We start from the raw sequence: 21,276 nt of genomic DNA, 5'->3' as shown, positions 1-21,276 counted from the left end.
ACCACCCGCCCTGCGATCTACCCCGCGGCCACCCCCAGGATCCGCTGCAGGGTGTCGGCGGTGACCCGACGCCGTACCGGCCCGTCCTCCACGGCGAGCTCCGCGATCGTCGTGCGTCCGCACCCCGTCGCCGCCGCGATCCGCCGCAGCGACCAGCCGCGCGAGCGCAGGTCGCGGATGCGCGCGGCCGCCGCCCCGGAGTCGAGGGTCTCGGCCCGCGGCGCGACTCCGGCCGCGCGGGCGAGGCTGCGTCGATGCTCGGCCCGCGCCTCGGCGCACGAGATGCCGTCATCGCCGCGCGGGCACAGGCGCCGGTCGCGGCACCCCATGAAGTAACCGTTCGGGGTGCCGTGATCGATCGGCGCCCCCTCCCCCGCCGCCCGGCGCGAGACGTAGTCGTGCACGTAGCGACGACGCGACTCGGCGCAGGTCACCGCGCCCAGACGCCGGTTCGGGCACGACTGCGGGTCGCGGCATCCGCGGGCATAGCCCCAGGGCGTGCCGTGCACCTCGCGCACACCGCCCGGCGAGACGACCACCTCGTCGACGTCGCCCGAGCGCGGCACGGGCTGATCGAGCGGCATGCGCGCCAACCGGTAGTCGCCGCGCCGCCGCAGCGCCGCCTCGGCGCACGTGAGGATGTCGGAGTCGGGCCCCATCGGACACATCGCCCGGGTACGGCATCCCGCCTCGTAACCGGCGACGCTGCCGTGCGGCGCCGATACCCAGACCGCGCGCCCGCTCATGACCGTCGGGCGGCCGGTTCGGCTCGGAGCACCCGTTCTGCCGCACCGATGATCTCGTCGACGCTGCGCCGCGCGTCGATCGCGAATCCGTTCTCATCGCCCGCGAGAGGCTCGAGGGTGTCGAGCTGCGAGTCGAGGAGCGCGAGCGGCATGAAGTGCTCGGAGCGCACCAGCATCCGCTGGGCGAGCACGCGCTTGGTGGTCTCGAGGTGCAGGAAGAACACCTCGGGCGCATGCGCGCGCAGCACGTCGCGGTAGGCGACCTTGAGCGCGGAGCAGGCGATCACGAGCCCCGGCACGCGATGCCGGGCGATCTCCTCGCCGACGGCGTCGAGCCAGGGGGCGCGATCCTCGTCGGTGAGCGGGATGCCCTGCGACATCTTCTCGACGTTGGCAGACGGATGCAGATCGTCGGCGTCTCCGAACGGCAGCCGCAGCCGGTCGGCCAGGGCGGCACCGACGGTCGACTTGCCGGAGCCGGCGACGCCCATCACCACGACGAGCGGACGGGAGGCGGTCAGCACGGTCATCACGCCTTCCCGAACTGCAGCAGCACCTTGCTCGACACCGTCGGATCGGCGGCGGTCGCGAAGGCGTCGGCGGCGGAGCGCCAGCGCTTGACGTGACTGATCACGGGCGCGATGCGCAGCGTGCCGTCGGCGAGCGCCGCGATCACCTCGTCGATCTCGTCGTTGAAGCGGAAGGAGCCGAGCAGATCGAGCTCGCGGGCGATCGCGAGCGCGACCTGCACGGGCTGCGGACCGCTGGGCAACAGCCCCACCATCGCGACCACGCCGCCACGGGCGGCACCACGGATCGCGGTGTCGAGTCCCTGCGGACTGCCGGACGACTCGATCACCACGTCGGCGTCGATCGCCGCGACGTCGGCGGCATCGGGCTGCTGCAGCACGACATCGGCTCCGAGCTCTCGAGCGATGCGCAACGGGCGCTCGTGCAGATCGACGGCGGTGATGTGCCGCGCGCCTCGGGCCTGGAGCACCGCGACCGCGAGCAGTCCGATCGGCCCGCATCCGACGACGAGCGCCGAGAGGTCGGAGACGTCGCCGATCCGGTTGACGGCGTGCCAGGCGACGCTGGCGGGTTCGATGAGCGCCGCCTCCTGCAGGTCGATCCCCTCGGGGAGAGTGCGCAGCATCCGCGTGGGCATCGCGACCCGATGGGCGAACGCGCCGTCGCGGTGCGGGAAGCGCGCGGCCGAGCCGAGGTATCCGCCGCCCGCGATGTTGGGGCGGTCGATCGGATGCCGGACGTGCTCCTGCGCCGGAGTCGCGGGATGCACGGCGACGCGCGCGCCCTCCCACGGGCCGCTGCCGTCGGCGGCGGCCCGCCGGACCACGCCGACCACCTCGTGCCCGAGCACCATCGGCGCGCGCAGGATCGACTCCCCCGCGGCTCCGTGCTTCCAGTAGTGCAGGTCGGACCCGCAGATGCCGCCGTAGACGATGTCGATCACGGCCTCGTCGGGGGTGGGCACGGGCTCGGCGATCGGGTCGATGCGCAGGTCGCCGGCCTCGTGGATCACGACGGCGTGGAGCGCGGCGGCCATCAGACGACCGCCGTCATTCCGCCGTCGACGAAGACGACCTGGCCCGAAACGAAGCGCGAGGCGTCCGACGAGAGCCACACCACGGCACCGCCGATGTCCTCCGGCTCGCCCCAGCGCCCGACCGGGGTGCGTCCGAGCACCCAGGAGTTGAACGCGGGGTCGTCGACGAGCGCCTGCGTGAGCTCGGTGCGAATGTACCCGGGGGCCACGCCGTTGACGCGCACGCCGCTGCCCGCCCACTCCGCCGTCATCGCCTTGGTGAGGTTGCGCAGCCCGCCCTTCGCGGCGGTGTACGCCCCGATCGTCGGGCGGGCGAGGTCGGTCTGCACCGAGCAGATGTTGACGATCGCACCGCTCCCCCGCGCCACCATCGCACGGGCGGCCGTGCGCCCGACGAGGAAGGCGCTGGTGAGGTCGGTGCGGATGACGCGCTCCCAGTTCTCGAGGCTGACCTCCAGCAGCGGCTCGCGGTGCTGGAGGCCCGCGTTGTTGACGAGGATGTCGAGGGGGCCGGCGGCCTCGATCCCACGGATGCCGTCGATCACGGCCTCCTCGGAGGTGACGTCGAAGACCGCCGTGGAGACGGCACCCGCTCCGAAGTCCCGGGCGAGGGCGTCCGCCGTCTCGCCCACCGTGGAGGCGTCGCGCCCGTGCACGACGACGTGGGCGCCGGCCTCGAGCAGCGAGCGCGCGATCGCGAGCCCGATTCCGCGGCTGGAACCGGTGACCAGGGCGCGACGCCCGGTGAGGTCGAAGGGGGTGCTCATGGATGCTCCGTCCCGATCAGTAGAACTCGATGGTGTCGACGACGTTGCGCTGTGGCGTGCCGTCGAGGAGGCGGGTGGCGTTGTCGGCGAACAGCTCGGCGATGCGCCCGTCTTCTCGGGCGTCGAGCGCCGCGGTGTGCGGGCTCACCAGCACGTCGGGGTGCGACCACAGGGGGCTGTCCGACGGCAACGGCTCGACCTCGAACACGTCGAGCGCGGCGAAACCCACGGTTCCGGCGTCGAGCGCCTCGAGCAGGGCGGCCTCGTCGATGACGGTGCCGCGTCCGACGTTGACGAGCGTCGCGCCCGGGCGGAGCGCGGCGAAGAAGTCGCGGCCGACGAGGTGGTGCGTGGCGTCGGTGCCGGGCAGAGTCGCCACGACCGCGTCGACCTCGGGCAGCACCTCGGCGACGTCGTCCGGGTGGATGACGCGCGAGACGCCCGGAACGGATGCCCCACTGCGCGAGGTGCCGATCACCGTCGTGCCGAGGGCGGCGAGCTGGCGTGCGACGGCCTGCCCGATGCCGCCGAGACCGAGCACGAGCACCGTCTGGTCGGCGACCTGCGACATGACCCAGCGGCCGCTCCACTCGCGCTCGCGCTGCTGGCGCTGCAGCCGGGGCAGGTGCTTGGCGCCGGCGAAGACGCCGAACACCGCGAACTCGGCGAGCGCATCGCCGTGCACACCGGCCGAGGTCGTGAAGGTCACGCGCCGCAACTCGTCGTCGGTGAGCTGCGCGGCGCGCACCTGACCGCCGCCACCGGCCGCCATCGTGTGCACCCAGCGCAGTGCCGGGTTGGCGCGCACCGTGCGGGCGAGGGCGGCGGGGTCGACGTCGGGGATGCCGTACAGCGCCTCGGCCGAGTCGATCAGCGCCTCGTAGGCGGCCTGCTGCTCGGGCGTGCGACGGAACGACGGGTCGCCGGAGAAGTCGGCGGGATGCCGCATCGGCGGCAGCAGCGTCTGATCGACGACGAGGTCGATGCGAGGCTCGCGGGCGACCAGCAGGTCGCACAGTTCGGGGGCGAGGGGCGCGGCGACGACGACGCGCAGGCGGTCGCTGGCCGTGGCGTCGCTCATCGCAGCGCCGCCACGGCTTCGGCGATCTTCTCGACCGCGGCGGTGATGGTGCCGAGGTCGGTCGCGAACGAGATGCGGAAGAAGGGCGAGCTGCCGTAGGCGGAACCCTGGATCACGGCGACGCCGGCCTGATCGAGCAGGTAGAACGTCACGTCCTGGTCGTCGGCGAGCACCTTTCCCTCCGGCGAGGTGCGCCCGATGAGTCCTGCGCAGTCGACGTAGAGGTAGAACGCGCCGTCGGGCACGAGCGGGGTGAGTCCGTCGATCGCGCGGAGACCCGCCACCGCGGCGTCGCGACGCTCGCGGTACACCGGCACCGACTCGGCGATGAAGTCCTGCGGCCCCTCGAGCGCCGCGGCCGCGGCGGCCTGGCTGATCGACGACGGGCACGAGGAGGTCTGCGACTGCAGCGTGTTGATGGCACCGACGAGGGCGGGGTCGCCCGCCGCATAGCCGAGGCGCCAGCCCGTCATCGCGTACGACTTCGAGACGCCCGACACCACGAGCACGCGGTGGCGCAGGTCGGGGGCGACCGCGGCGAGGCTCGGGGCGGGGGCGCCCGTGAACGAGATCTCGCTGTAGATCTCGTCGGAGAGCACCGACACCGCGGGGTGGCGGCGCAGCACCTCGGCGAGGGCCGACAGCTCCTCCTCGGTGTGGATCGCACCGCTCGGGTTGCCCGGGCTGTTCAGGATCAGCCAGGTCGTGCGGTCGGTGATCGAGGCCTCGAGCTGCGCGGCCGTGACCTTGTAGCCGTTCTCGGCCGACGTCGGCACGATCACGGGGGTTCCCTCGTTCGCGCGCACCATGTCGGGGTACGACACCCAGTACGGCGCGGGGATGAGCACCTCGTCGCCGGCATCCACCGTCGCCATGAGCGCGAGGAAGATGACCTGCTTGCCTCCGCCGCCGACCGTGATCTCGGCATCCGAGTACTCGATGCCGTGCGTGCGCTGCAGCGCGCCGCGGATCGCCTGGCGCAGCCGTGGCGTGCCGTTCACGGGCGTGTACTTGGTCTCGCCGGCCTCGATGGCCGCGATCGCGGCCTGCTTGATGTGCGCGGGGGTGTCGAAGTCGGGCTCGCCGACGGTGAGGTCGAGGATGTTGCGCCCCTGACCCTTCAGCTCGCGCACGCGTGCCGCGGCCGCCGTGCTGGGCGAGGGCTTGATGCGTCCGAGGCGCTCGGCGGCGCGGAACGACGACGCGGGGGTCTCGGTGCTCGCGGTCACGATGCGTCCTCGATGTCGGAGGTGAGGCCCTTGGCCTTGAGCACCTCGGTGAGGTTGCACAGCTCGATGGTCGTGCCGCCGGCCCAGTACTTCGTGATGAGCTCGGCCTCGTGCGCGTCGCGCGCCGCCGACAGCTCGGCCGCCTCGCGCACCTCTTCGCGGCGCACGACGACGATGCCGTCGGCGTCGCCCTTGACGATGTCGCCGGGGCGGATCAGCTCGCCCGCGAAGACGACGGGCTGGTTGAGCGCCCCGAGGGTCTCCTTGACCGTGCCCTTGATCGAGACGCTGCCCGAGAAGACGGGCAGGCCCAGCTCGCGCAGCTCCTGCGTGTCGCGCACACCGGCGTCGGTCACCAGCGCCGCGATGCCCTTGGCCTTGCAGGCGTTGCCGAGCACGTCGCCGAACATGCCGGCCTCGGCGAACTCGCCCGCCGAGACGATGAGCACGTCGCCGGGCTGCGCGTAGTGGATGGCGACCTGCAGCATGAGGTTGTCGCGCGGGGCGCAGACGACCGTGAACGCCGAGCCGACGAACGACATGTCGCGGTCGATGGGCGTGATGTTCGAGTTCAGTGCGCCGCGGCGACCCTGGGCCTCGTGGATGGTCGCGGCGGTGAACTCGCCCAGACGGGCGATGTCGGATGCCTCGGCGCGCTCGATCTTGGTGGTGACGTGAACCATGGTGTCGTTCCTCTTACTCTGCGTTCTCGTTTACTCGGCGCTCGCGGCGGTCGCTGCGGACTGCACGAGCTCGGCGCCGCGGCGGTCGAAGGTGAGTCCGCCCGGCACCTGGAAGGTGGGCATGAGCTCGATGAGCCCGATGTTCACGTGCGAGGGGGCGTCGACCGCGTAGTCGATGGCCGCGACGATGTCGTCGACCGTGAGCGACTCGAAGCCCTCGTAGTATGTCGCCCAGGCGGCGGCATCCGTCTCGGGCGTGCCGCCCAGGTTGCGCGAGAAGATCTCGGTCTCGATGCGGCCCGGGCTCAGCTCGGTGACGCGCACCCGCTTGCCGAGGGCGTCGTTGCGCAGCTGGCGCGACAGCTGGTGCACGGCGGCCTTGGTCGCGTGATAGGCCGTGTGGCCGAAGAAGTTGTAGTGCCCGGCGATCGACGAGATGTTGAGCACGTGGCCGCGGTCGCGCTCGACCATGCCCGGGTAGAGCAGGCGCAGGATCTGCATGACCGCCGTGAGGTTGACCTCGACGAGGTCGTCGAGGTCGTCGGCCGAGGCGTCGAGGATGTTGCCCGCGCGGCTGACGCCGGCGCTGTTGAGCACGATGTCGGCTTCGACCCCGTCGAGCGCACGCGTGAGGGCGGCGGTGTCGCGCACGTCGAGCGCGTGGGTGATCACGCCCTTCTCGGCGAGGGCCGCCAGCCTCTGCTCGTCGCGGGCGATCGCGTGCACGGTGAGACCCTTCGCGAGGAAGAGGTCGATCGCGCCGCGGCCCACGCCGCTCGTCGCGCCGGTGACGACGGCGGTGCGGTAGTCGGAGAAAGTCATAGGAGGGTCCTTCCGGTGGTGGCTGTGGAGAGGGCGTCCAGCGCGTCGAAGACGGAGCGGACGCGAAGTCGGAGCGCTTCGAGCTCGACGAGCTCGGCGCGGGCACGGGCCGCGGCATCGGATGCCGAGAGGCGCCGGAAGCGGAGGTGCTGCCCCGGGCGCACCTGGGCGAGCACATCGAGCGAGCCGGAGGTGACGACCGCGAGCACCGGGTACCCGGCGGTGACGCCCCGCCCGCGGTGCAGCACGAGCAGTTCATCGCCCGGCGGAACCTCGACCGCCCCCACGGGAACGCCGCGCGAGAGCACCTCGCCCTGCGTCCGCCGCTCGGGCAGCGGCCCCGTCATGCGCAGCCCGATGTGGTTGCTCTTCGGGGTGACGAGATAGGGCTGGGCGAACAGTCGGTCGGCGGTACCCGCGAAGTCGTCGAGGTCGGGGCCGTCGGTGACGTCGACGATGAAGCCCGTGGGCAGTCGCGGCACGTCGAGGTCGTAGAGCTCGGCCGTGAAGTGCGCGTTGAAGACCGGCGCCGTGGCGGTGCGCAGCGCGATCCGCTCGCCGACCACGAGGCGCCCGCCGAAGCCGAGCACCGAGTCGGGAGCGCAGCTGCCGAGCAGCTGCGGCACGTCGAACGACCCGCGCACCGCGAGGTAGGAGCGCAATCCGCCTTGGATCTGCCGCAGGGCGATCGCCTCGCCCGCGCGCACCGAGACCGGCTGGTTCGTGGGCCGGCCGACGCCGTCGACGGTGAGGTGCCCGTCGGCGCCGGAGACCGCGATGAGGATGTCGATGTCGGCGACGAACTCGGCGTCGAGGGCGGTGATCTCGAGCACCGGGGCGGTCTCGGGGGTGCCGACGAGGATGTTCGCGATCCGGGCCGAGCGCTGATCGAGGGCGCCGTTGACCGGCACGCCGAAGCGGGGACCCCGGCGCCGCCCGAGGTCGGTGACCTGGGTGGATCCGGCTTCGATGACCGTCAGCGCCCCGGCGTTCACCGCGCCACCATCCGGGTGCCGAGCAAGGCGTCGTACTCCGCCTGGTCGATCGCGCGGAAGCGGATCAGGTCGCCGGGCTCGTAGGGCACGAACGGTTCGGCCGCGAGGTCGAGCACGACGAGCGGCGTGCGCCCGATGAGCGGCCAGCCGCCGGGGGCCGCGGCCGGGGTGATCGTCGCCTGGCGTCCGGCGACCGACACCACGCCCTGCGGCACGTGGGCCCGTGGGCTCGCGAGACGCGGAACGGGCAGGGGGAACGGCGGGCCGTCGAGCATGGGCGAGCCGCCGGGAGCACCGAGGCAGCGCACCACGTAGGTCGGTTCGGAGTGCAGGCGGATGACGTCGGCGACGCTGAGGCCCTGGGCATCGGCGACGGTGCGGAGGTCGAGCTCGCCGTCGGTGTCGTAGAGCACCGGCACGTCGAAGGTGCGCGGGCTGTCGGTGAGCGGGCGGTCGTGATCGAGGCTGTCGACCACGTGCGCGAGGTACTCGCCGAGGCGCTCGAGCGACACCTCGGCGGGATCGATCTCGATCAGCGTCGCGTCGTAGGTGGGGATGACGCACTCGACGCCGGGCACGTGGGCCGCGTCGACGAAACGGGCCAGGTGGTGCACGAGGCGCCAGCCCGCTTCGCGGTCGGCGAGGGTGCTGGCGACGCGCAGCGCGGAGTTGCCGCTGGGCGAGATGACGACGGATGCCGATGACATGGGGTCGCTCACTCCAGCCAGTCCGCGAGCGGGGCGATCTCGACGCCCGCCGATTCGAGGCCCGCGCGGATCTGGCGGGCGAGCTCCACCGCGCCGGCGGTGTCTCCGTGCACGAGCACCGTGTCGCAGGCGACGGGGATGAGCACGCCGTTACGGCTCTCGATCACGCCGTCGACGACCATCCGCACGGTGCGCCGACGGATCTCCTCGGCGTCGTGGATCACGGCGCCGGGCTCGGTGCGGCGCACCAGGGCGCCGTCGTCCTCGTAGGCGCGGTCGGCGATGCCGACGATGCCCACGCGCAGACCCGCGGCCCGGGCTGCGTCGGCGAGCTTGCCGTCCTGGGCGAGCACGATGAGCTCGGGGTCGAGGCGCGCGGCGGCGGTGGCGACGGCATCCGCGTAGTCCTCGCGCACCGCGACGAGGTTGCCGAGCCGGCCGTGCGGGGCGAGGTGGGTGACCTGTGTGCCGTGGAAGGCGGCGATCGCCTGCAGCGCACCGAACTGGTAGAGCACGTCGGTGCGCACCTCGTCGGCCGTGAGGCCCATGTCGCGACGCCCGAAGCCCTGCAGATCCGGGAAGGAGGGGTGGGCGCCGATGCCGACGCCGCGCTGCACGCAGGCGCGGACGGTCTCGTCCATGATCTGCGAGTCGCCGGCGTGGAAGCCGCACGCGATGTTGGCCGAGGTGAGCACGTCGAGGAGGGCGGCGTCGTCGCCCATCCGCCACGGGCCGAAGCCCTCACCCAGGTCAGCGACCAGGTCGATCCTGCGGGTCATCGCCAGCTCCTCTCGTCGTCGATTCCGCCGTCGGGAAAAGGCTAGGACGGTCGGCACCGGAGGGTGCAGGATCGTGCCGCTTCCGTGCCGGATATCTCGCTCGAATCCGGTGATTCTCAGGCATCTGGGTCGGCCCGTTGGCAAAATCCGTGCCAGCAATGGGTACCGATCGCGACGCCGCTTCGCTACCATCGAGCCATGGCCGTTCCCGCCCGCCGCGTGCAGCGCCGCGTCACCCTCACCGAGATCGCCGAGGCGCTCGGCGTCGCCCCCTCGACGGTCTCGCGCGCCCTCTCGAACCCCAACCGGGTGAGCCCGGCGATGTACGAGCGCATCACCAGCAAGGCGCAGGAGATGGGCTACACCTCGGCGCTCCTGCCCGCCGCCGAGAACCGCCTCGCGCGCGGCACGATCGCGCTCGTGCTCCCGAACCTCACCAACCCGTTCAACCTCGACGTGACCCGGGGCGCTCAGGCGCAGATCCGGGCGGCGAGCTACCTGCACCTGCTCGTCAGCACCGAGGAGTCGCTGCCGATGGAGGAGCAATGGCTGCGCGAGCTCGCCCGCACCGTCGACGGCATCGTCGTGTCATCGCCGCGCATCGATGACGAGGCCCTGCGCGCGGTCGCGCAGATCGCGCCGACCGTGGTGATCAACCGTCAGTCCCCCGGTCTCTCCGGCGTCGTGATCGACACCCCCGCCGGCCTCGCGCAGGCGGTGCACTACCTGCACTCGCTCGGACACACCCGCATCGCCTACGTGCGCGGCCCGCACGGCTCCTGGACCGACGGCACGCGCTTCGACGCGATCACGGCTGCCGCCGAGGAGGACGGCGTCGACCTCGTCGCCGTCGGCCGTTACCATGTGACCCTCGCGAACGGGGCGGCCGCAGCGGATGCCGTCGTGCTCACCCGCGCGACCGCCTGCATCTTCTTCAACGACGTGCTCGCGATCGGGGCGCTCGACCGGTTCCGCCAGCTCGGCGTCTCGATCCCCGACGACCTCAGCGTGGTCGGCTGCGACGACATCTTCGGCTCGTCGTTCTCGCATCCGCCGCTGACCACCGTCACCTCGCCGGGCGAGAGCGCCGGTCGCGCCGCGGTCGACATGCTGATCGGCCGCTTCGCGACCCGCGATCGCTCCGACCGCATCGACCACATCTCGGCGCACCTCACGGTGCGGGCATCCACCGGCCCCCGCAAAGCCTGACGCCCGCTCCTGCCCTTCCGTCTTCTCTCCGGGAGGGGTCAAGACACGCCCTGAGCGGATGCCGCGTTGCGGCGTGTCCTGACCCCTCACGGCTTCCCGGGCGCACGAAGGGCCCGGGAAGCCGAAGCTTCCCGGGCCCTCCATGCATCCGTCGTCAGGGGACGAGGATCGACGCGGTGACCGCGTCCTTCTCCTTCTGGGTCTGCTGCACGTCGTCGACCTCGTCGAGCGAGTAGCGACGGGTCTCCTTCGCGGTGAGCGCCGCGATCACGGCGATCGCCATGAGTCCCAGTCCGAGGAGGGCCGGTCCGAACCAGTTCTGCAGGTCTTCTCCGGCGAGCGCCGTCGACGCCACGGGGCCGATGGCACCGGCGATCGCGAAGCCGATCTGCGTGCCGACCGCGAGACCCGAGACGCGGACGCGGTTCGGGAACATCTCGGCGAAGAACGCCGGCCACGCGGCGTTGGCCGTGGAGTAGAAGAACCCGTTGCAGAGGATGCCGAGGGTGAAGATCAGCGGCCAGTTGCCCTCGCTGATCGCCCACAGGTACGGCACGGTCGTGACACCGGCGCCCACGGCTCCGATGATGAAGACCGTCTTGCGTCCGATGAGGTCGGAGATGTACCCGGCGAACGGTGTGTAGAGCAGGGCGAGCAGGCTGGCGAGCACGGGCACCCAGAGCATGGTCGACTTGTCGAGGCCGTATCCGGTGGTCGCGAAGGCGACCGAGAACGTGGCGAACAGGTAGCTGACGCCGGCGATCATGGCGCAGGCGGCGACGCGGATGATCGTGCGCCAGTGGAAGCGCAGCACCTGCTTGATCGGCGGCAGCTGCGCCTTGATCGCCTGGGTCTCGACGAACGACGGCGGCTCTTCGAGGTTGCGGCGGATGAGGTACGCGACCACGACGACGACGGCCGAGAGCCAGAACGGGATGCGCCAGGCCCAGCCGAGCAGGTCTTCGGTCGGCAGCGCCGCGAAGGGGATGAAGACGGCGGTCGCGAGCAGGCCACCCGAGGCGGAACCGCTCGTGACGAAGCTCGTCGTGAAGCCGCGGCGGTTGTCGGACGCGTGCTCGAGGCTCATCGAGATCGCGCTGGCCTGCTCACCCGAGACCGACAGGCCCTGGATGATGCGGATGACCACCAGCAGGATCGGGGCGAGGATGCCGATCTGCTCGAAGGTCGGCAGGCAGCCGATGATGAACGTGCAGATGCCGATGCCGAACAGCGTCAGCATCATGACGAACTTGCGGCCGAAGCGGTCGCCGAGCGGGCCGAGGATGAAGGCGCCGAGCGGGCGGACCACGTAGCCGACCGCGAGCGTCATCATGCTGAGCAGCACGCGCACACCCTCGGGGAGCTCAGGGGGGAAGAACAGCTGATTGAGCACGAGCGCTGCGGCCGTGCCGTAGACGGCGAAGTCGTAGTACTCCAGGGTCGTACCGACCCAGGAAGCGATGGCCGCCTTCGCGGGCGTCTTCTTGGGAATTGCAGTATTCGTCATTTCGCCTCCATTGGCGGACTCTCAACAGGTACCACGATCGAGCGTCAGGCGCCGATGTCGGGGGTGCGCGGGTCCGCTAGCTGATTCATGGGCGGCGCTTTCGCTCGCTTGAGGGAACTGTATGGATCGCCGATCCGACAAGACAAGCGATGTGCCACAGATGTGCCACGCGACCCTTGTGATACCGCGCTTTTTCGATGGGTGCGTCATGTGATCGTCACGAACTTGCCACGAGATTTGCCAAGGATTGCCCGCTCTCGACCCCGCGTCAGAGGCGGCCGCGGGAGCCGAGACGTTACGCTCGAACCGCTACAGCCGACGGGGAGGGTCGCTTCATGAACGCAGCACCGGGATGGTACGACGCGGGCACGCCGGGGCGTGTGCGCTGGTGGGACGGCACGCAGTGGACGGCGCACGAGGCGGATGCTCCGGCTGCCGTCGCGGCATCCGCACCGCCCGTCGGCCCGACGTCGACGATCGCTGCCGGCCCCCTGCCCGGCTGGTACGTCACCCCCGCCGGCCCCGCCCGCTGGTGGGACGGGAAGAAGTGGACGGCGATGCGCACGAAGAGCGACGGCTCGCACGGCACGGACTGGGCGAGCACCGAGCAGGTGGGTTTCGCCTGGGCGTTGGGGGCGGTCTTCGCCTCGCTGGGCGCCGTGCAGTTCGTGCTCGGCACGCTCGCTCCCGGCGTCTCGTTCGCCGGAATCCCGATGCTGCTCGTGGCCGCCCTGTGGTTCGGCATCGCGATCCAGACGACCGCCGTACTGCGCATCCCGGTGCCGACCTCCGCCCCGCTAATGGCCGAGGCGTTCCGCCCGCTTCCCGGCGAGCAGGAGGGCCCCGGGGCCGGCTGGTACCCGATCACCGGCACCACCGGTCGCTGGTGGACGGGCGCGCGATGGAGTCAGTACACGAACTCGAAGTTCGGCATCCGCCCGACGTTCCACGCTCCGCAGGCTCAAGCCGCTCTGCGCTGGGTCGGCATCGGGGTGTTCGCCCTCGCGGCGATCGCTCTCATCATCGGGGTGTTCTTCATCATCGTCGGGACGAACGATCCGTCCGACTATGCGTCGTCGGTCATCGGCTGGGTCACAGCGGTCGGTGCCGTGGTCTTCGCCGGTCTCGGCGCCGTCGTCTTCGCGATGACCCGCTACCAGACGCGCCTGCTCTTCCCGCCGAGCGAGCCGCCTCGGGTGTGACCCCCACCCGCGACGCCGGGCGCGGTCACCGTGCGTTCGCGGACAGCTCGTCGCGGAGCAGCGCCGCCCCCGCGCTGAGCGCGCTGAGCTTGCCGAGGGCGACGTCGCGCGGCAGGGGCGCCATGCCGCAGTTCGTGCTCGGCACGAGCTTGTCGGCGTCGACGAACGCGAGCGCGTCGCGCAGCGTGTCGGCGACCTGCTCGGGCGTCTCGACCGTCGTGCTCGACACGTCGATCGCGCCGAGCATGACCTTCTTGCCGCGGATGAGCTCGATGAGGTCGAGCGGCACGTGCGAGTTCGCCCGCTCGAGGGACACCGTGTCGATGATCGACTGCTGCAGCAGCGGGAACGACTCCTCGTACTGGCGCCACTCCGACCCGAGCGTGGCCTTCCAGTCGTTGTTGGCCTTGATGCCGTAGCCGTAGCAGATGTGCACGACGGTCTCGGCGCGCAGTCCCTCGGCGGCCCGCTCGAGCGTCGCGACGCCCCAGTCCTTGAGCTCGTCGAAGAACACGTTGAAGGCGGGCTCGTCGAACTGGATGACGTCTACGCCGGCGGCCTCGAGCTCCCGCGCCTCCTGGTTGAGGATCGTCGCGAACTCCCAGGCCAGCTTCTCGCGGCTCCGGTAGTGGCGGTCCGAGAGCGTGTCGATCATGGTCATCGGGCCGGGCAGGGCCCACTTGATCGGCTGATCGGTCTGCTGGCGGAGGAAGCGCGCGTCGTCGACGAACACCGGCTTCTCGCGGCCCACGGCGCCGACGACGGTCGGCACGCTCGCGTCGTAGCGATCGCGGATGCGGACCGTCTCGCGCTGATCGAAGTCGACGCCGCTGAGGTGCTCGATGAACGTCGTGACGAAGTGCTGGCGGGTCTGCTCGCCGTCGCTGATCACGTCGATGCCGCGTCGGGTCTGTTCCTGCACGGCGCTGCGCAGGGCGTCCTGCTTGCCCTCGGCCAGGGCATCGCCCTCGAGCTTCCAGGGCGACCAGAGGGTTTCGGGCTGCGCGAGCCAGGAGGGCTTCGGAAGGCTGCCGACGATCGAGGTGGGGAGAAGCGTGTTCATATCGGGTGATGCTCCGCGGCTCACGCGGCCGCGACCGGGTAGCCGGCGGCCCACTGGGCGAGCACCTCGCCATGCGGCTTCATGAAGTGCTCCTCGGTGTGCTTGCCCTGCGCGAGCGCGAGCTGGCTGCGTTCCTCGCGGTCGTAGGCGATCTGCGTCGACGAGTAGTCGTTCTGACCGAGGCTCGGCCGGTAGATGCTCGCCGCCGCCGAGTTCGCGTTGTAGATCTCGGGACGGTAGATCTTCTGGAACGTCTCCATGGTCGCGATGGTGCCGCTCAACTGAAGGTTCGTGTAGTCGTTCAGCAGGTCGCCCTCGAAGTAGAACGCCAGCGGCGCCACGCTTCCGGGAGGCATGAAGTACCGCACCTGCAGACCCATCCGCCCGAAGTATTCGTCGGTCAGGGAGTGGTCGTCCTGCAGGTATTCGACGCCGAGCACCGGGTGGTGGTTCTCGGAGCGGCGGTACTCCTTGCTCGTCGAGACGCTGATGCAGATGACCGGGGAGGTCGTGAAGCGCTCCCGGTAGGCATCCGAGGCGAGGAAGCGGCGGAAGAGCTTGCCGTGCAGACCGCCGAAGTCGTCGGGCAGCGTGAACGTGCCCGCCGCCTCGGTCACGGCCGGCAGCAGCACGCTGAAGTCGTAGTCGCGCACGTAGGACGAGAAGTTGTTGCCCACGATCCCGTGGTGACGGCGGCCGGTGAGGCGATCGACGATCTGGATGTCGAGCACCTCGAGCAGCGGGAACCGCTGGTCCTCTCCCTCGGCCTCGAACTCCAGCCCGGCCGAGATGATCTCGAGCTCGAGCGCGTAGCGGTCGCGGGCCGGGTTGTCCCAGTGGGCGAGGTCGTTGAAACGTCGGTCGATCATGGTGAGCGCGTTACGCAGGTTCTGCTGACGGTGCTCGCCGCGCGCGAGGTTCGCGAAGTTCGTCGTGATGCGCGAGTCGTCCGACGGCGAGTAGTCCTCGTCGAAGCGCGTTGTGGTGATGTGGAACGTGAAGTCGTTCGCCATGAGAGGCCCATCTGCTGGATGATCGGCCGAGAGGCCGGGGAAGTCTGTAGCTCCATCGTGCAACCAGACACCGGTTATCAGGTAACTTGCCTGGCCTATGCATCCATATAGGCTCCCCCTATGGCTCGCTCGTCCAGCGGAATCACCCTCCAGCAGCTCCAGTACTTCGTCGAGGTCGCGGCGGAGGGCTCGATCAGCGCGGCCGCCGACCTGCTCTACGTCTCGCAGCCCACCATGTCGGCCGCGATGAAAGACCTCGAGTCGCGGGCGGGGCGCACGCTCCTGCTGCGATCGGCGCGCGGCGTGACGCTCACCACCGACGGCGCGGAGTTCCTCGGTTACGCACGGCAGGTCACCGAGCAGGTGGAACTGCTCGAGCAGCGCTACCTCGGCCGACCGCCGTCCCGGCGCCTGCTCGGCGTCTCGGCGCAGCACTACTCGTTCGTGATCGACGCGTTCGTGCGGATGGTCAAGACCAGCGGCGCCGCGGAGTACGAGTTCTCGCTGCGCGAGACGCGCACGTGGGACATCATCGAAGACGTCCGCACGCTGCGCAGCGAGATCGGCATCCTGTATCGCAACGACTTCAACCGCAGCGTCATCGACAAGCTGCTGCGCGACTCGGGGCTCGCGTTCCGCCCGCTCTTCCTCGCCGACCCGCACATCTTCATCTCACGGGGGAACCCGCTGGCCGCCCGCGAGCGCGTCACCCTCGACGACCTCGCCGGGTTCCCGCGGCTCACCTTCGACCAGGGCGCGAACAACTCGTTCTACTTCGCGGAGGAGATCCTCTCCACCCTGTCGACCCCGCAGGAGATCCGCGTCTCGGATCGCGCCACCATCTTCAACCTCATGATCGGCCTCGACGGCTACACGATCTCGACCGGAATCATCAGCGACGACCTCGACCCCTCCATCGCCGCAATCCCGCTCGACGTCGACGAGCGCATCGAGATCGGGTGGATCGGCCAGTCCGCGATCCCCCTCACCGAGCAGGCGCAGCGGTATCTGGATGAACTGCGCGCCGTGGTCTCGGACTTCGGGGTGGAGTTGATCGACTAGGCGCTCGAAGACGGGTCCGCTCGGACACGACGATGGCCAGGACCCTCATCGGGTTCCTGGCCACCGTCGCCCGGGGGGTCTATCAGCCGACGCCGTCCATCGCCGACGTCTCGGTGTTGCCGATGCGGGCGATCACCTCGGGGCGACGCGCCTGGAGGAACCAGTAGCGGCTGAGGGCGGCGAGCACGCAGACCACGAACACGTAGGGGATGACGTTGAACGGGAAAGCGGGCACGGGGAACACGTTCGCGAAGAACACGTAGGCCATCGTGACCACGGCGATCGTGGCGCAGACCCAGACGAGGCCGTTGCGCATGCCGGCGCGCTGCGTGTAGACGACGCAGGCGATCGCGACGAGCGCGTACGCGACCATGTAGCCGTAGGTGCCCCAGGTGTTGACCCACACGAGGATCTCCATGGGGTCGGCTCCCGCGACGAGGAACACGATGTCGACGACGACGGCGAGCGCCCCCGCGGCGAGCAGCACCCGGTGCGGCGTCAGGTGGCGGTCGTGCGTGCGACCGAACCGCTCGTGCACCACGCCCTCCTTGCCCATCACGTAGACGATGCGCCCGATCACGTTCAGCGGCGCGACGACGACGGCGAAGAACGACGCCGCGACGCCGAAGGTCAGCACCGGCGCGAACCACAGCGGCATGCCGATGAGCTCCGACATGCTCTCGAGCGGGCTCGCCGCGGTGGCCAGATCGTCGCCGAGGACGGCGATCTGCGTGTACGCCGCGAAGACGTAGAGGATGCCGACGGTCAGCGCGCTCCACATGATCGCGCGGGGAATCGCCTTGTAGGGGTTCTTCGCCTCACGTCCGAGCGCATCGGCGGACGAGAACCCGACGAATCCGAGGATGCCGAGCACCATGCCGGCCGCGATGCCCTGGAACGACGAGCCCTCGGCGATCAGCTGGGCCGGATCCCAGGCCGCGGGCCCGGCCCACACGAGCGCCGAGATCAGCAGCACGAGGATGATCGCGACCGACAGAAGCTCCAGCACCAGCGAGACGCGTGCCGACAGTCGGATGCCGCGGATCGTGAACAGCGTCGCGAGCCCGCCGAGCACGACGGCGAGCCCGATGCTCCACCCCAGGCCCGAGGCGGGGATGCCGAGGAGGGTGAGGAACTGACTCATGTACGACACCGAACCCATGAGGGAGGCGGCGGCGATGCCGAAGCATCCGATCAGGAGCGTCGCGCCGGCGAGGTACGCGCCGGCCGGACCGAGGCCCTTCGACACGTAGGTGTAGAGCGATCCGGCCGAAGCGTGCTTGCGCGCGAACACCACGACGCAGTAGCCGACGCAGAGGATCACGATCGTGGCGAGGGCGAAGGCGTAGATGGTGCCGTTGCCGGCGCCGAGGAAGATCGCCGCGGCGGTGAACGCGATGACCGCGCTGGGGGCGATGTTGGCGATCGCCTGGGCGGCGAGCTCCGGTCCGCTCATCACGCCGCGGCGCAGCCCGGCATCGATCGGGACGCCGGCGGCGGGGCCGGGCGGGCTCTGGGGGGTGGTCGTGGTCACGGGGTCTCCTTCGTATCGGGGTCGGCGGAGTAGTGCAGGGAGGGGAGGGAAGAGGTCAGGGGATGAGGAGCGTGCGCAGGGCCTGGCCGGACTCGAGCTCTTCGAACGCCTCGGCGGCTTCGGCGAGCGGTCGGCGCGAGGAGATGAGCGGATCGAGGATCAGCTGACCGTCCATGTACCGGTCGACGAGCGCGGGGATGTCGATGGCCGGGCGCACCGAGCCGTAGTTCGAGCCCAGGATGCGCTGGTCGGCCTCGGCCAGCACCAGCGGCTCGAACGAGGCGCGCGCACCGGTCGGGGGAAGCCCCACGATCACCGCGGCCCCGCCGAGGCCGAGCATCTCGATGGACTGCTCGGTGGTGACGGTGCGACCGATCGCGTCGAAGGCGTAGTCGACGCCGTCGGGAAGCAGCGCGCGCAGCTGGGCGACGGCGTCGCCGTCGGGTGCGACGATCTGGTCGGTGGCGCCGAACTGCGCCGCGAGGCGGGTCTTGTCCTCGCGCACGTCGATCGCGACGATGCGCTCGGCCCCGGCGAGCCGCGCACCCTGGATGACGTTGAGGCCCACGCCGCCGCATCCGATCACGGCGACGAGCGCTCCGGGTTCGACGCCCGCGGTGTTCATCACCGCGCCGACGCCGGTCGCGACCGCGCATCCGACGACGGCGATGACGTCGAGCGGTGCGTCATCGCGCACCTTGATCGCGCCGGATGCCGGAACCACGACCTCCTCGGCGAACGACGAGACGCCCAGGTAGTGGTGCACCGTCTCGCCGTCCTTGCTGAGACGGGAGGTGCCGTCGAACAGCACGCCGAGCGGCGCGACGACCGTGGCGACCTTCTGGCACCGCGCCTCGTGGCCCGAGCGGCAGTACCGGCACTCGCCGCACGGCGGCACCCAGCTGAGCACCACGTGGTCGCCGACGGCGAGCGAGGTGACGCCCTCGCCAAGCTCGGTGACGATGCCGGAGCCTTCGTGGCCCATCACCATCGGTGCCGGCGCAGCCCACTCGCCCCGCTTCACGTGCAGATCGGAGTGGCAGACCCCGGCGGCGGCGATCTTCACCCGCACCTCTCCGGCAGACGGAGGAGCGAGCTGCACCTCGGTGTGCTCGATCGGGCTGTCGCTGTCGCGGAAGACGATGGCCTGCATGGGGCCCCTTTCGTTCGTGTGGGTCGCGCCTCATCGTAGGAACAGCGGCGCAGCGGTGTCATTCACAAAAATGACGAGTGGCGAGCATCTGAATCGACATTCCTTATACTTCGGATATGGCACGAGACCTGGCATCGATCGCTCGGCTCCTCGGCGCGACGCTCGTCGCCGGCGGCGCTCTCGGCCCGAAGGCCACTGTGGCGAGCGCCGTGCCGGTGGGCGACTTCGCCGTCGTGCCGCATCCGCAGTTCGCGACCCTCGTGGTCGGCAGCCCCGACGAGATCGCGCGCGGACTCGACGACCCGGAGCGCAGTGATCTGCTGCGGCTCGCCGTGGTCGTGGCGACCGGCCCTCTCGCCGCCGTGCCGGACGGGGTCACCGCGCTGATCGCGCCCACGGTCGACCCGTCCGTCGTTCTGCCCACGCTGCAGGCGGTGCTCGCGACGGATGCCGCTGCCGAGGACCGCGCGGTTCTCGCCGCGACGAAGGTGCTCGCGCTCGCCGCCCGCCGCAGCGGAGTGGCGGGGGTGGTCGCCGAGCTGGCCCGACGTCTCGACGGGTGGGCCGTGCTGCTCGACCGCGACGCGCAGCCGATCGCCTCGGCGGGTGCCGGCGCGCTGCACATCGGGGATGCGGTCGCCGTGGCCTTCAACCGCCCGGTCCGCGTGCGCAGTCGGGCGCTGCAGGTGCATCCCGTCGGCACCGACGAGGACATGTCCGCGTTCCTCGTGGTGACCGCCCGCAGCGGCTCGACCAGCCGCGCCCGTGACCTCAGCTCCCAGGCGGCGGCGCTGCTCGATCTGCTCCTGCGCACGCACGACGGCAGCAGGACCGAACGCCTCGGACGCGCCACGATGATGCGCGTGCTGGAGGACGGTGGACCGAACGCCGTCGCGCTGGCGAAGGAGTGGGGCGTGCGCGACCGCGCCCTGGCCGCGTTCACCCTCTCGGCCCGATCATCGAGCGTCGACGCCGAGCGCGCCGTCATCCACTGGCTCGAAGACCTCGGCGCGCCGCATCTGCTCACCGCGGCGCAGGGGGTGGTGACGGGCTTCGTGCGCGCGGAGCACATCGACGAGATCGCGGATCGCGCGACGACGTTCTCCGTACCCCTGCATCTGGGGCTCGGCTCCCCGTCGGCACTCGACGGCCTGGCGAGAACCGTCGAGGAGGCGCGTCGCGCACACCGCGTCGCGGCGACCGAGGGGCGCTCCGTCGTGCACTACCGCGCGATGCCGACCGTCGACCTCGTGCTCGACCGCCTCGCACCCGGTGACGCGCGCACGCTGGCCGCACTGGTCGATCCGCTCGACGACGACCTCGTCGACACCCTGCACACGTTCCTCGCCGAGAACGGCGCCTGGGGAGCCGCGGCCGCACGCCTGGGTGTCCATCGCCAGACCCTGGCGGCACGGGTGCGACGGATCGAGCACGTCACCGGGCTGTCGATGTCGAGCGCCGACGACCGTGCCGCGGCCTGGCTGGCACTGCGGGCGCGCGGGTAGTGCGGGCGAGAGATGGTGCTGGCGACAGATCGGCGGAGGGAGCAAGATCGGAGCGAGGCATCCGACGCACGAGGAAGGGACGACCATGGCCACCGCAGAACCGCACCCGCCCGCACCCGACGCGCTGCTCGCCGACCTCGACGAGACCGAGTGCTGGCGGCTTCTCGAAGCGACCGAACTGTGCCGGCTGGCGTTCGTCGCCCCCGACGGGCGTCCCGACATCCGCCCCGTCAACCACCTCGCCACGGGCCGCAGCATCTACGTCCGCTCGGCCTTCGATGCGAAGTTCCTGGCGATCACGGCGCGTTCCGCGGTCGCTCTCGAGGTCGACGGCGAGAGCGACGACGCGTATTGGAGCGTCGTGGTGCGTGGCGAAGCCGAGCAGGTGACCAGCGAGGCGGAGCTGCACCAGGTCGGGGTCGAGCACCTCGCCTCGTGGACGCCGACGCCGAAGCAGTTCGTCGTCAAGATCGTCGCCGCGACGGTGACCGGCCGCGTTTTCCCGAAGCGACCGCGCGTCTCGCTCCCCGTCTACGCCGTGCCCCTCACGGATGCGGCCCGGGCGAAGCACCGCACCGAGCGCGGCGAGCGCCCCTCCCCCATCCCGCATTTCGAGCCGCCGGCGTCGTGAGCGGGGCGCGATCCCCGGTGC

21 protein-coding genes are annotated in these 21,276 nt (G+C 70.8%); 5 read left to right on the top strand and 16 right to left on the bottom strand.

Features of this window, described 5'->3' with window-relative positions; all coding sequences use genetic code 11:
* Positions 1-17: 17 nt before the first annotated feature.
* Genes ACI2JZ_RS09830 through ACI2JZ_RS09780 form a run of 11 tightly spaced genes read right to left on the bottom strand, consistent with a single transcriptional unit; the run spans position 18 to position 9,376 of the window.
* Positions 18-746 (bottom strand): helix-turn-helix transcriptional regulator, encoded by a 729-nt coding sequence (locus tag ACI2JZ_RS09830; RefSeq protein WP_247956857.1) that lies wholly within the window; start codon positions 744-746, stop codon positions 18-20.
* Positions 743-1,276: a gluconokinase gene (locus ACI2JZ_RS09825; RefSeq protein WP_247624594.1), complete on the bottom strand. Its 534-nt coding sequence runs from the start codon at positions 1,274-1,276 to the stop codon at positions 743-745. The genes ACI2JZ_RS09830 and ACI2JZ_RS09825 overlap by 4 nt, the downstream gene beginning before the upstream one ends.
* On the bottom strand, positions 1,276-2,313 hold the full coding sequence (locus ACI2JZ_RS09820; protein WP_404597376.1) for a zinc-binding dehydrogenase: 1,038 nt from the start codon (positions 2,311-2,313) through the stop codon (positions 1,276-1,278). Before ACI2JZ_RS09820 ends, ACI2JZ_RS09825 begins: the two co-directional genes overlap by 1 nt.
* A complete protein-coding gene (locus tag ACI2JZ_RS09815; RefSeq protein ID WP_404597375.1) occupies positions 2,313-3,080 on the bottom strand; it encodes a glucose 1-dehydrogenase in 768 nt (255 codons plus the stop codon). The genes ACI2JZ_RS09820 and ACI2JZ_RS09815 overlap by 1 nt, the downstream gene beginning before the upstream one ends.
* Positions 3,081-3,096: 16 nt before the next feature.
* Positions 3,097-4,161 (bottom strand): D-2-hydroxyacid dehydrogenase, encoded by a 1,065-nt coding sequence (locus ACI2JZ_RS09810; protein ID WP_247624591.1) that lies wholly within the window; start codon positions 4,159-4,161, stop codon positions 3,097-3,099.
* On the bottom strand, positions 4,158-5,390 hold the full coding sequence (locus ACI2JZ_RS09805; protein ID WP_404597374.1) for an aspartate transaminase: 1,233 nt from the start codon (positions 5,388-5,390) through the stop codon (positions 4,158-4,160). Before ACI2JZ_RS09805 ends, ACI2JZ_RS09810 begins: the two co-directional genes overlap by 4 nt.
* On the bottom strand, positions 5,387-6,073 hold the full coding sequence (locus ACI2JZ_RS09800) for a 4-carboxy-4-hydroxy-2-oxoadipate aldolase/oxaloacetate decarboxylase (RefSeq protein ID WP_247633893.1): 687 nt from the start codon (positions 6,071-6,073) through the stop codon (positions 5,387-5,389). Before ACI2JZ_RS09800 ends, ACI2JZ_RS09805 begins: the two co-directional genes overlap by 4 nt.
* 30 nt (positions 6,074-6,103) lie before the next feature.
* Positions 6,104-6,895, bottom strand: a complete 792-nt coding sequence (locus ACI2JZ_RS09795; RefSeq protein WP_404597373.1) for an SDR family oxidoreductase — start codon at positions 6,893-6,895, stop codon at positions 6,104-6,106.
* Positions 6,892-7,890 carry a biotin-dependent carboxyltransferase family protein gene (locus ACI2JZ_RS09790; RefSeq protein ID WP_404597372.1) on the bottom strand — a complete coding sequence of 333 codons (999 nt, stop codon included), beginning with the start codon at positions 7,888-7,890 and terminating at the stop codon, positions 6,892-6,894. The genes ACI2JZ_RS09795 and ACI2JZ_RS09790 overlap by 4 nt, the downstream gene beginning before the upstream one ends.
* Positions 7,887-8,609 carry an allophanate hydrolase subunit 1 gene (locus ACI2JZ_RS09785; protein WP_404597371.1) on the bottom strand — a complete coding sequence of 241 codons (723 nt, stop codon included), beginning with the start codon at positions 8,607-8,609 and terminating at the stop codon, positions 7,887-7,889. Before ACI2JZ_RS09785 ends, ACI2JZ_RS09790 begins: the two co-directional genes overlap by 4 nt.
* Positions 8,606-9,376 (bottom strand): LamB/YcsF family protein, encoded by a 771-nt coding sequence (locus ACI2JZ_RS09780; protein ID WP_404597370.1) that lies wholly within the window; start codon positions 9,374-9,376, stop codon positions 8,606-8,608. Before ACI2JZ_RS09780 ends, ACI2JZ_RS09785 begins: the two co-directional genes overlap by 4 nt.
* Positions 9,377-9,574: 198 nt before the next feature.
* On the opposite strand from ACI2JZ_RS09780, the gene ACI2JZ_RS09775 reads away from it, so the two are divergent.
* Positions 9,575-10,585, top strand: a complete 1,011-nt coding sequence (locus ACI2JZ_RS09775; protein ID WP_247633888.1) for a LacI family DNA-binding transcriptional regulator — start codon at positions 9,575-9,577, stop codon at positions 10,583-10,585.
* 154 nt (positions 10,586-10,739) lie between these two features.
* Here the strand turns inward: ACI2JZ_RS09775 and ACI2JZ_RS09770 are convergent, their stop codons facing one another.
* Positions 10,740-12,092, bottom strand: a complete 1,353-nt coding sequence (locus ACI2JZ_RS09770; RefSeq protein ID WP_336641792.1) for an MFS transporter — start codon at positions 12,090-12,092, stop codon at positions 10,740-10,742.
* A 335-nt stretch (positions 12,093-12,427) separates the two neighbouring features.
* Here ACI2JZ_RS09770 and ACI2JZ_RS09765 point away from each other — a divergent pair, with 335 nt between their 5' ends.
* Entirely contained in the window at positions 12,428-13,294 is an 867-nt protein-coding gene (locus ACI2JZ_RS09765; protein WP_404597369.1) for a DUF2510 domain-containing protein, read from the top strand.
* 25 nt (positions 13,295-13,319) lie between these two features.
* On the opposite strand, the gene ACI2JZ_RS09760 is transcribed toward ACI2JZ_RS09765, so the two are convergent.
* Both ACI2JZ_RS09760 and ACI2JZ_RS09755 read right to left on the bottom strand, forming a co-directional pair.
* A complete protein-coding gene (locus ACI2JZ_RS09760) occupies positions 13,320-14,357 on the bottom strand; it encodes a methionine synthase (RefSeq protein WP_404597368.1) in 1,038 nt (345 codons plus the stop codon).
* Between the two features lie 20 nt (positions 14,358-14,377).
* Positions 14,378-15,370, bottom strand: a complete 993-nt coding sequence (locus ACI2JZ_RS09755; protein WP_404597367.1) for a DUF1852 domain-containing protein — start codon at positions 15,368-15,370, stop codon at positions 14,378-14,380.
* A 120-nt stretch (positions 15,371-15,490) separates the two neighbouring features.
* On the opposite strand from ACI2JZ_RS09755, the gene ACI2JZ_RS09750 reads away from it, so the two are divergent.
* Positions 15,491-16,432 carry a LysR family transcriptional regulator gene (locus ACI2JZ_RS09750; RefSeq protein ID WP_404597366.1) on the top strand — a complete coding sequence of 314 codons (942 nt, stop codon included), beginning with the start codon at positions 15,491-15,493 and terminating at the stop codon, positions 16,430-16,432.
* An 82-nt stretch (positions 16,433-16,514) separates the two neighbouring features.
* On the opposite strand, the gene ACI2JZ_RS09745 is transcribed toward ACI2JZ_RS09750, so the two are convergent.
* A complete protein-coding gene (locus tag ACI2JZ_RS09745) occupies positions 16,515-17,888 on the bottom strand; it encodes an APC family permease (RefSeq protein WP_281731597.1) in 1,374 nt (457 codons plus the stop codon).
* 133 nt (positions 17,889-18,021) lie between these two features.
* Positions 18,022-19,119: an alcohol dehydrogenase catalytic domain-containing protein gene (locus tag ACI2JZ_RS09740; RefSeq protein ID WP_247956871.1), complete on the bottom strand. Its 1,098-nt coding sequence runs from the start codon at positions 19,117-19,119 to the stop codon at positions 18,022-18,024.
* Positions 19,120-19,235: 116 nt separating this feature from the next.
* Between ACI2JZ_RS09740 and ACI2JZ_RS09735 the strand changes: the two genes are divergently transcribed.
* On the top strand, positions 19,236-20,624 hold the full coding sequence (locus tag ACI2JZ_RS09735; RefSeq protein ID WP_404597365.1) for a helix-turn-helix domain-containing protein: 1,389 nt from the start codon (positions 19,236-19,238) through the stop codon (positions 20,622-20,624).
* Between the two features lie 85 nt (positions 20,625-20,709).
* Positions 20,710-21,255, top strand: a complete 546-nt coding sequence (locus tag ACI2JZ_RS09730) for a pyridoxamine 5'-phosphate oxidase family protein (RefSeq protein WP_404597364.1) — start codon at positions 20,710-20,712, stop codon at positions 21,253-21,255.
* The last annotated feature ends 21 nt before the right edge of the window (positions 21,256-21,276 follow it).

This window comes from Microbacterium sp. NPDC087868 (assembly GCF_044900755.1).
Lineage (GTDB): Bacteria > Actinomycetota > Actinomycetes > Actinomycetales > Microbacteriaceae > Microbacterium > Microbacterium galbinum.
The sequence above is the reverse complement of the archived record's forward strand: the minus strand, read 5'-3'. Positions and strand labels throughout refer to the sequence as shown.

Bases quoted from the DNA above. Each gene is read 5' to 3' on its own strand.
- ACI2JZ_RS09730 (WP_404597364.1), top strand. From the start codon at position 20,710: ATGGCCACCGCAGAACCGCACCCGCCCGCACCCGACGCGCTGCTCGCC.
- ACI2JZ_RS09795 (WP_404597373.1), bottom strand. From the start codon at position 6,895: ATGACTTTCTCCGACTACCGCACCGCCGTCGTCACCGGCGCGACGAGC.
- ACI2JZ_RS09735 (WP_404597365.1), top strand. From the start codon at position 19,236: ATGGCACGAGACCTGGCATCGATCGCTCGGCTCCTCGGCGCGACGCTC.
- ACI2JZ_RS09815 (WP_404597375.1), bottom strand. From the start codon at position 3,080: ATGAGCACCCCCTTCGACCTCACCGGGCGTCGCGCCCTGGTCACCGGT.
- ACI2JZ_RS09760 (WP_404597368.1), bottom strand. From the start codon at position 14,357: ATGAACACGCTTCTCCCCACCTCGATCGTCGGCAGCCTTCCGAAGCCC.
- ACI2JZ_RS09820 (WP_404597376.1), bottom strand. From the start codon at position 2,313: ATGGCCGCCGCGCTCCACGCCGTCGTGATCCACGAGGCCGGCGACCTG.
- ACI2JZ_RS09750 (WP_404597366.1), top strand. From the start codon at position 15,491: ATGGCTCGCTCGTCCAGCGGAATCACCCTCCAGCAGCTCCAGTACTTC.
- ACI2JZ_RS09740 (WP_247956871.1), bottom strand. From the start codon at position 19,119: ATGCAGGCCATCGTCTTCCGCGACAGCGACAGCCCGATCGAGCACACC.
- ACI2JZ_RS09775 (WP_247633888.1), top strand. From the start codon at position 9,575: ATGGCCGTTCCCGCCCGCCGCGTGCAGCGCCGCGTCACCCTCACCGAG.
- ACI2JZ_RS09830 (WP_247956857.1), bottom strand. From the start codon at position 746: ATGAGCGGGCGCGCGGTCTGGGTATCGGCGCCGCACGGCAGCGTCGCC.
- ACI2JZ_RS09800 (WP_247633893.1), bottom strand. From the start codon at position 6,073: ATGGTTCACGTCACCACCAAGATCGAGCGCGCCGAGGCATCCGACATC.
- ACI2JZ_RS09780 (WP_404597370.1), bottom strand. From the start codon at position 9,376: ATGACCCGCAGGATCGACCTGGTCGCTGACCTGGGTGAGGGCTTCGGC.
- ACI2JZ_RS09810 (WP_247624591.1), bottom strand. From the start codon at position 4,161: ATGAGCGACGCCACGGCCAGCGACCGCCTGCGCGTCGTCGTCGCCGCG.
- ACI2JZ_RS09745 (WP_281731597.1), bottom strand. From the start codon at position 17,888: ATGAGCGGACCGGAGCTCGCCGCCCAGGCGATCGCCAACATCGCCCCC.
- ACI2JZ_RS09755 (WP_404597367.1), bottom strand. From the start codon at position 15,370: ATGGCGAACGACTTCACGTTCCACATCACCACAACGCGCTTCGACGAG.
- ACI2JZ_RS09770 (WP_336641792.1), bottom strand. From the start codon at position 12,092: ATGACGAATACTGCAATTCCCAAGAAGACGCCCGCGAAGGCGGCCATC.
- ACI2JZ_RS09825 (WP_247624594.1), bottom strand. From the start codon at position 1,276: ATGACCGTGCTGACCGCCTCCCGTCCGCTCGTCGTGGTGATGGGCGTC.
- ACI2JZ_RS09765 (WP_404597369.1), top strand. From the start codon at position 12,428: ATGAACGCAGCACCGGGATGGTACGACGCGGGCACGCCGGGGCGTGTG.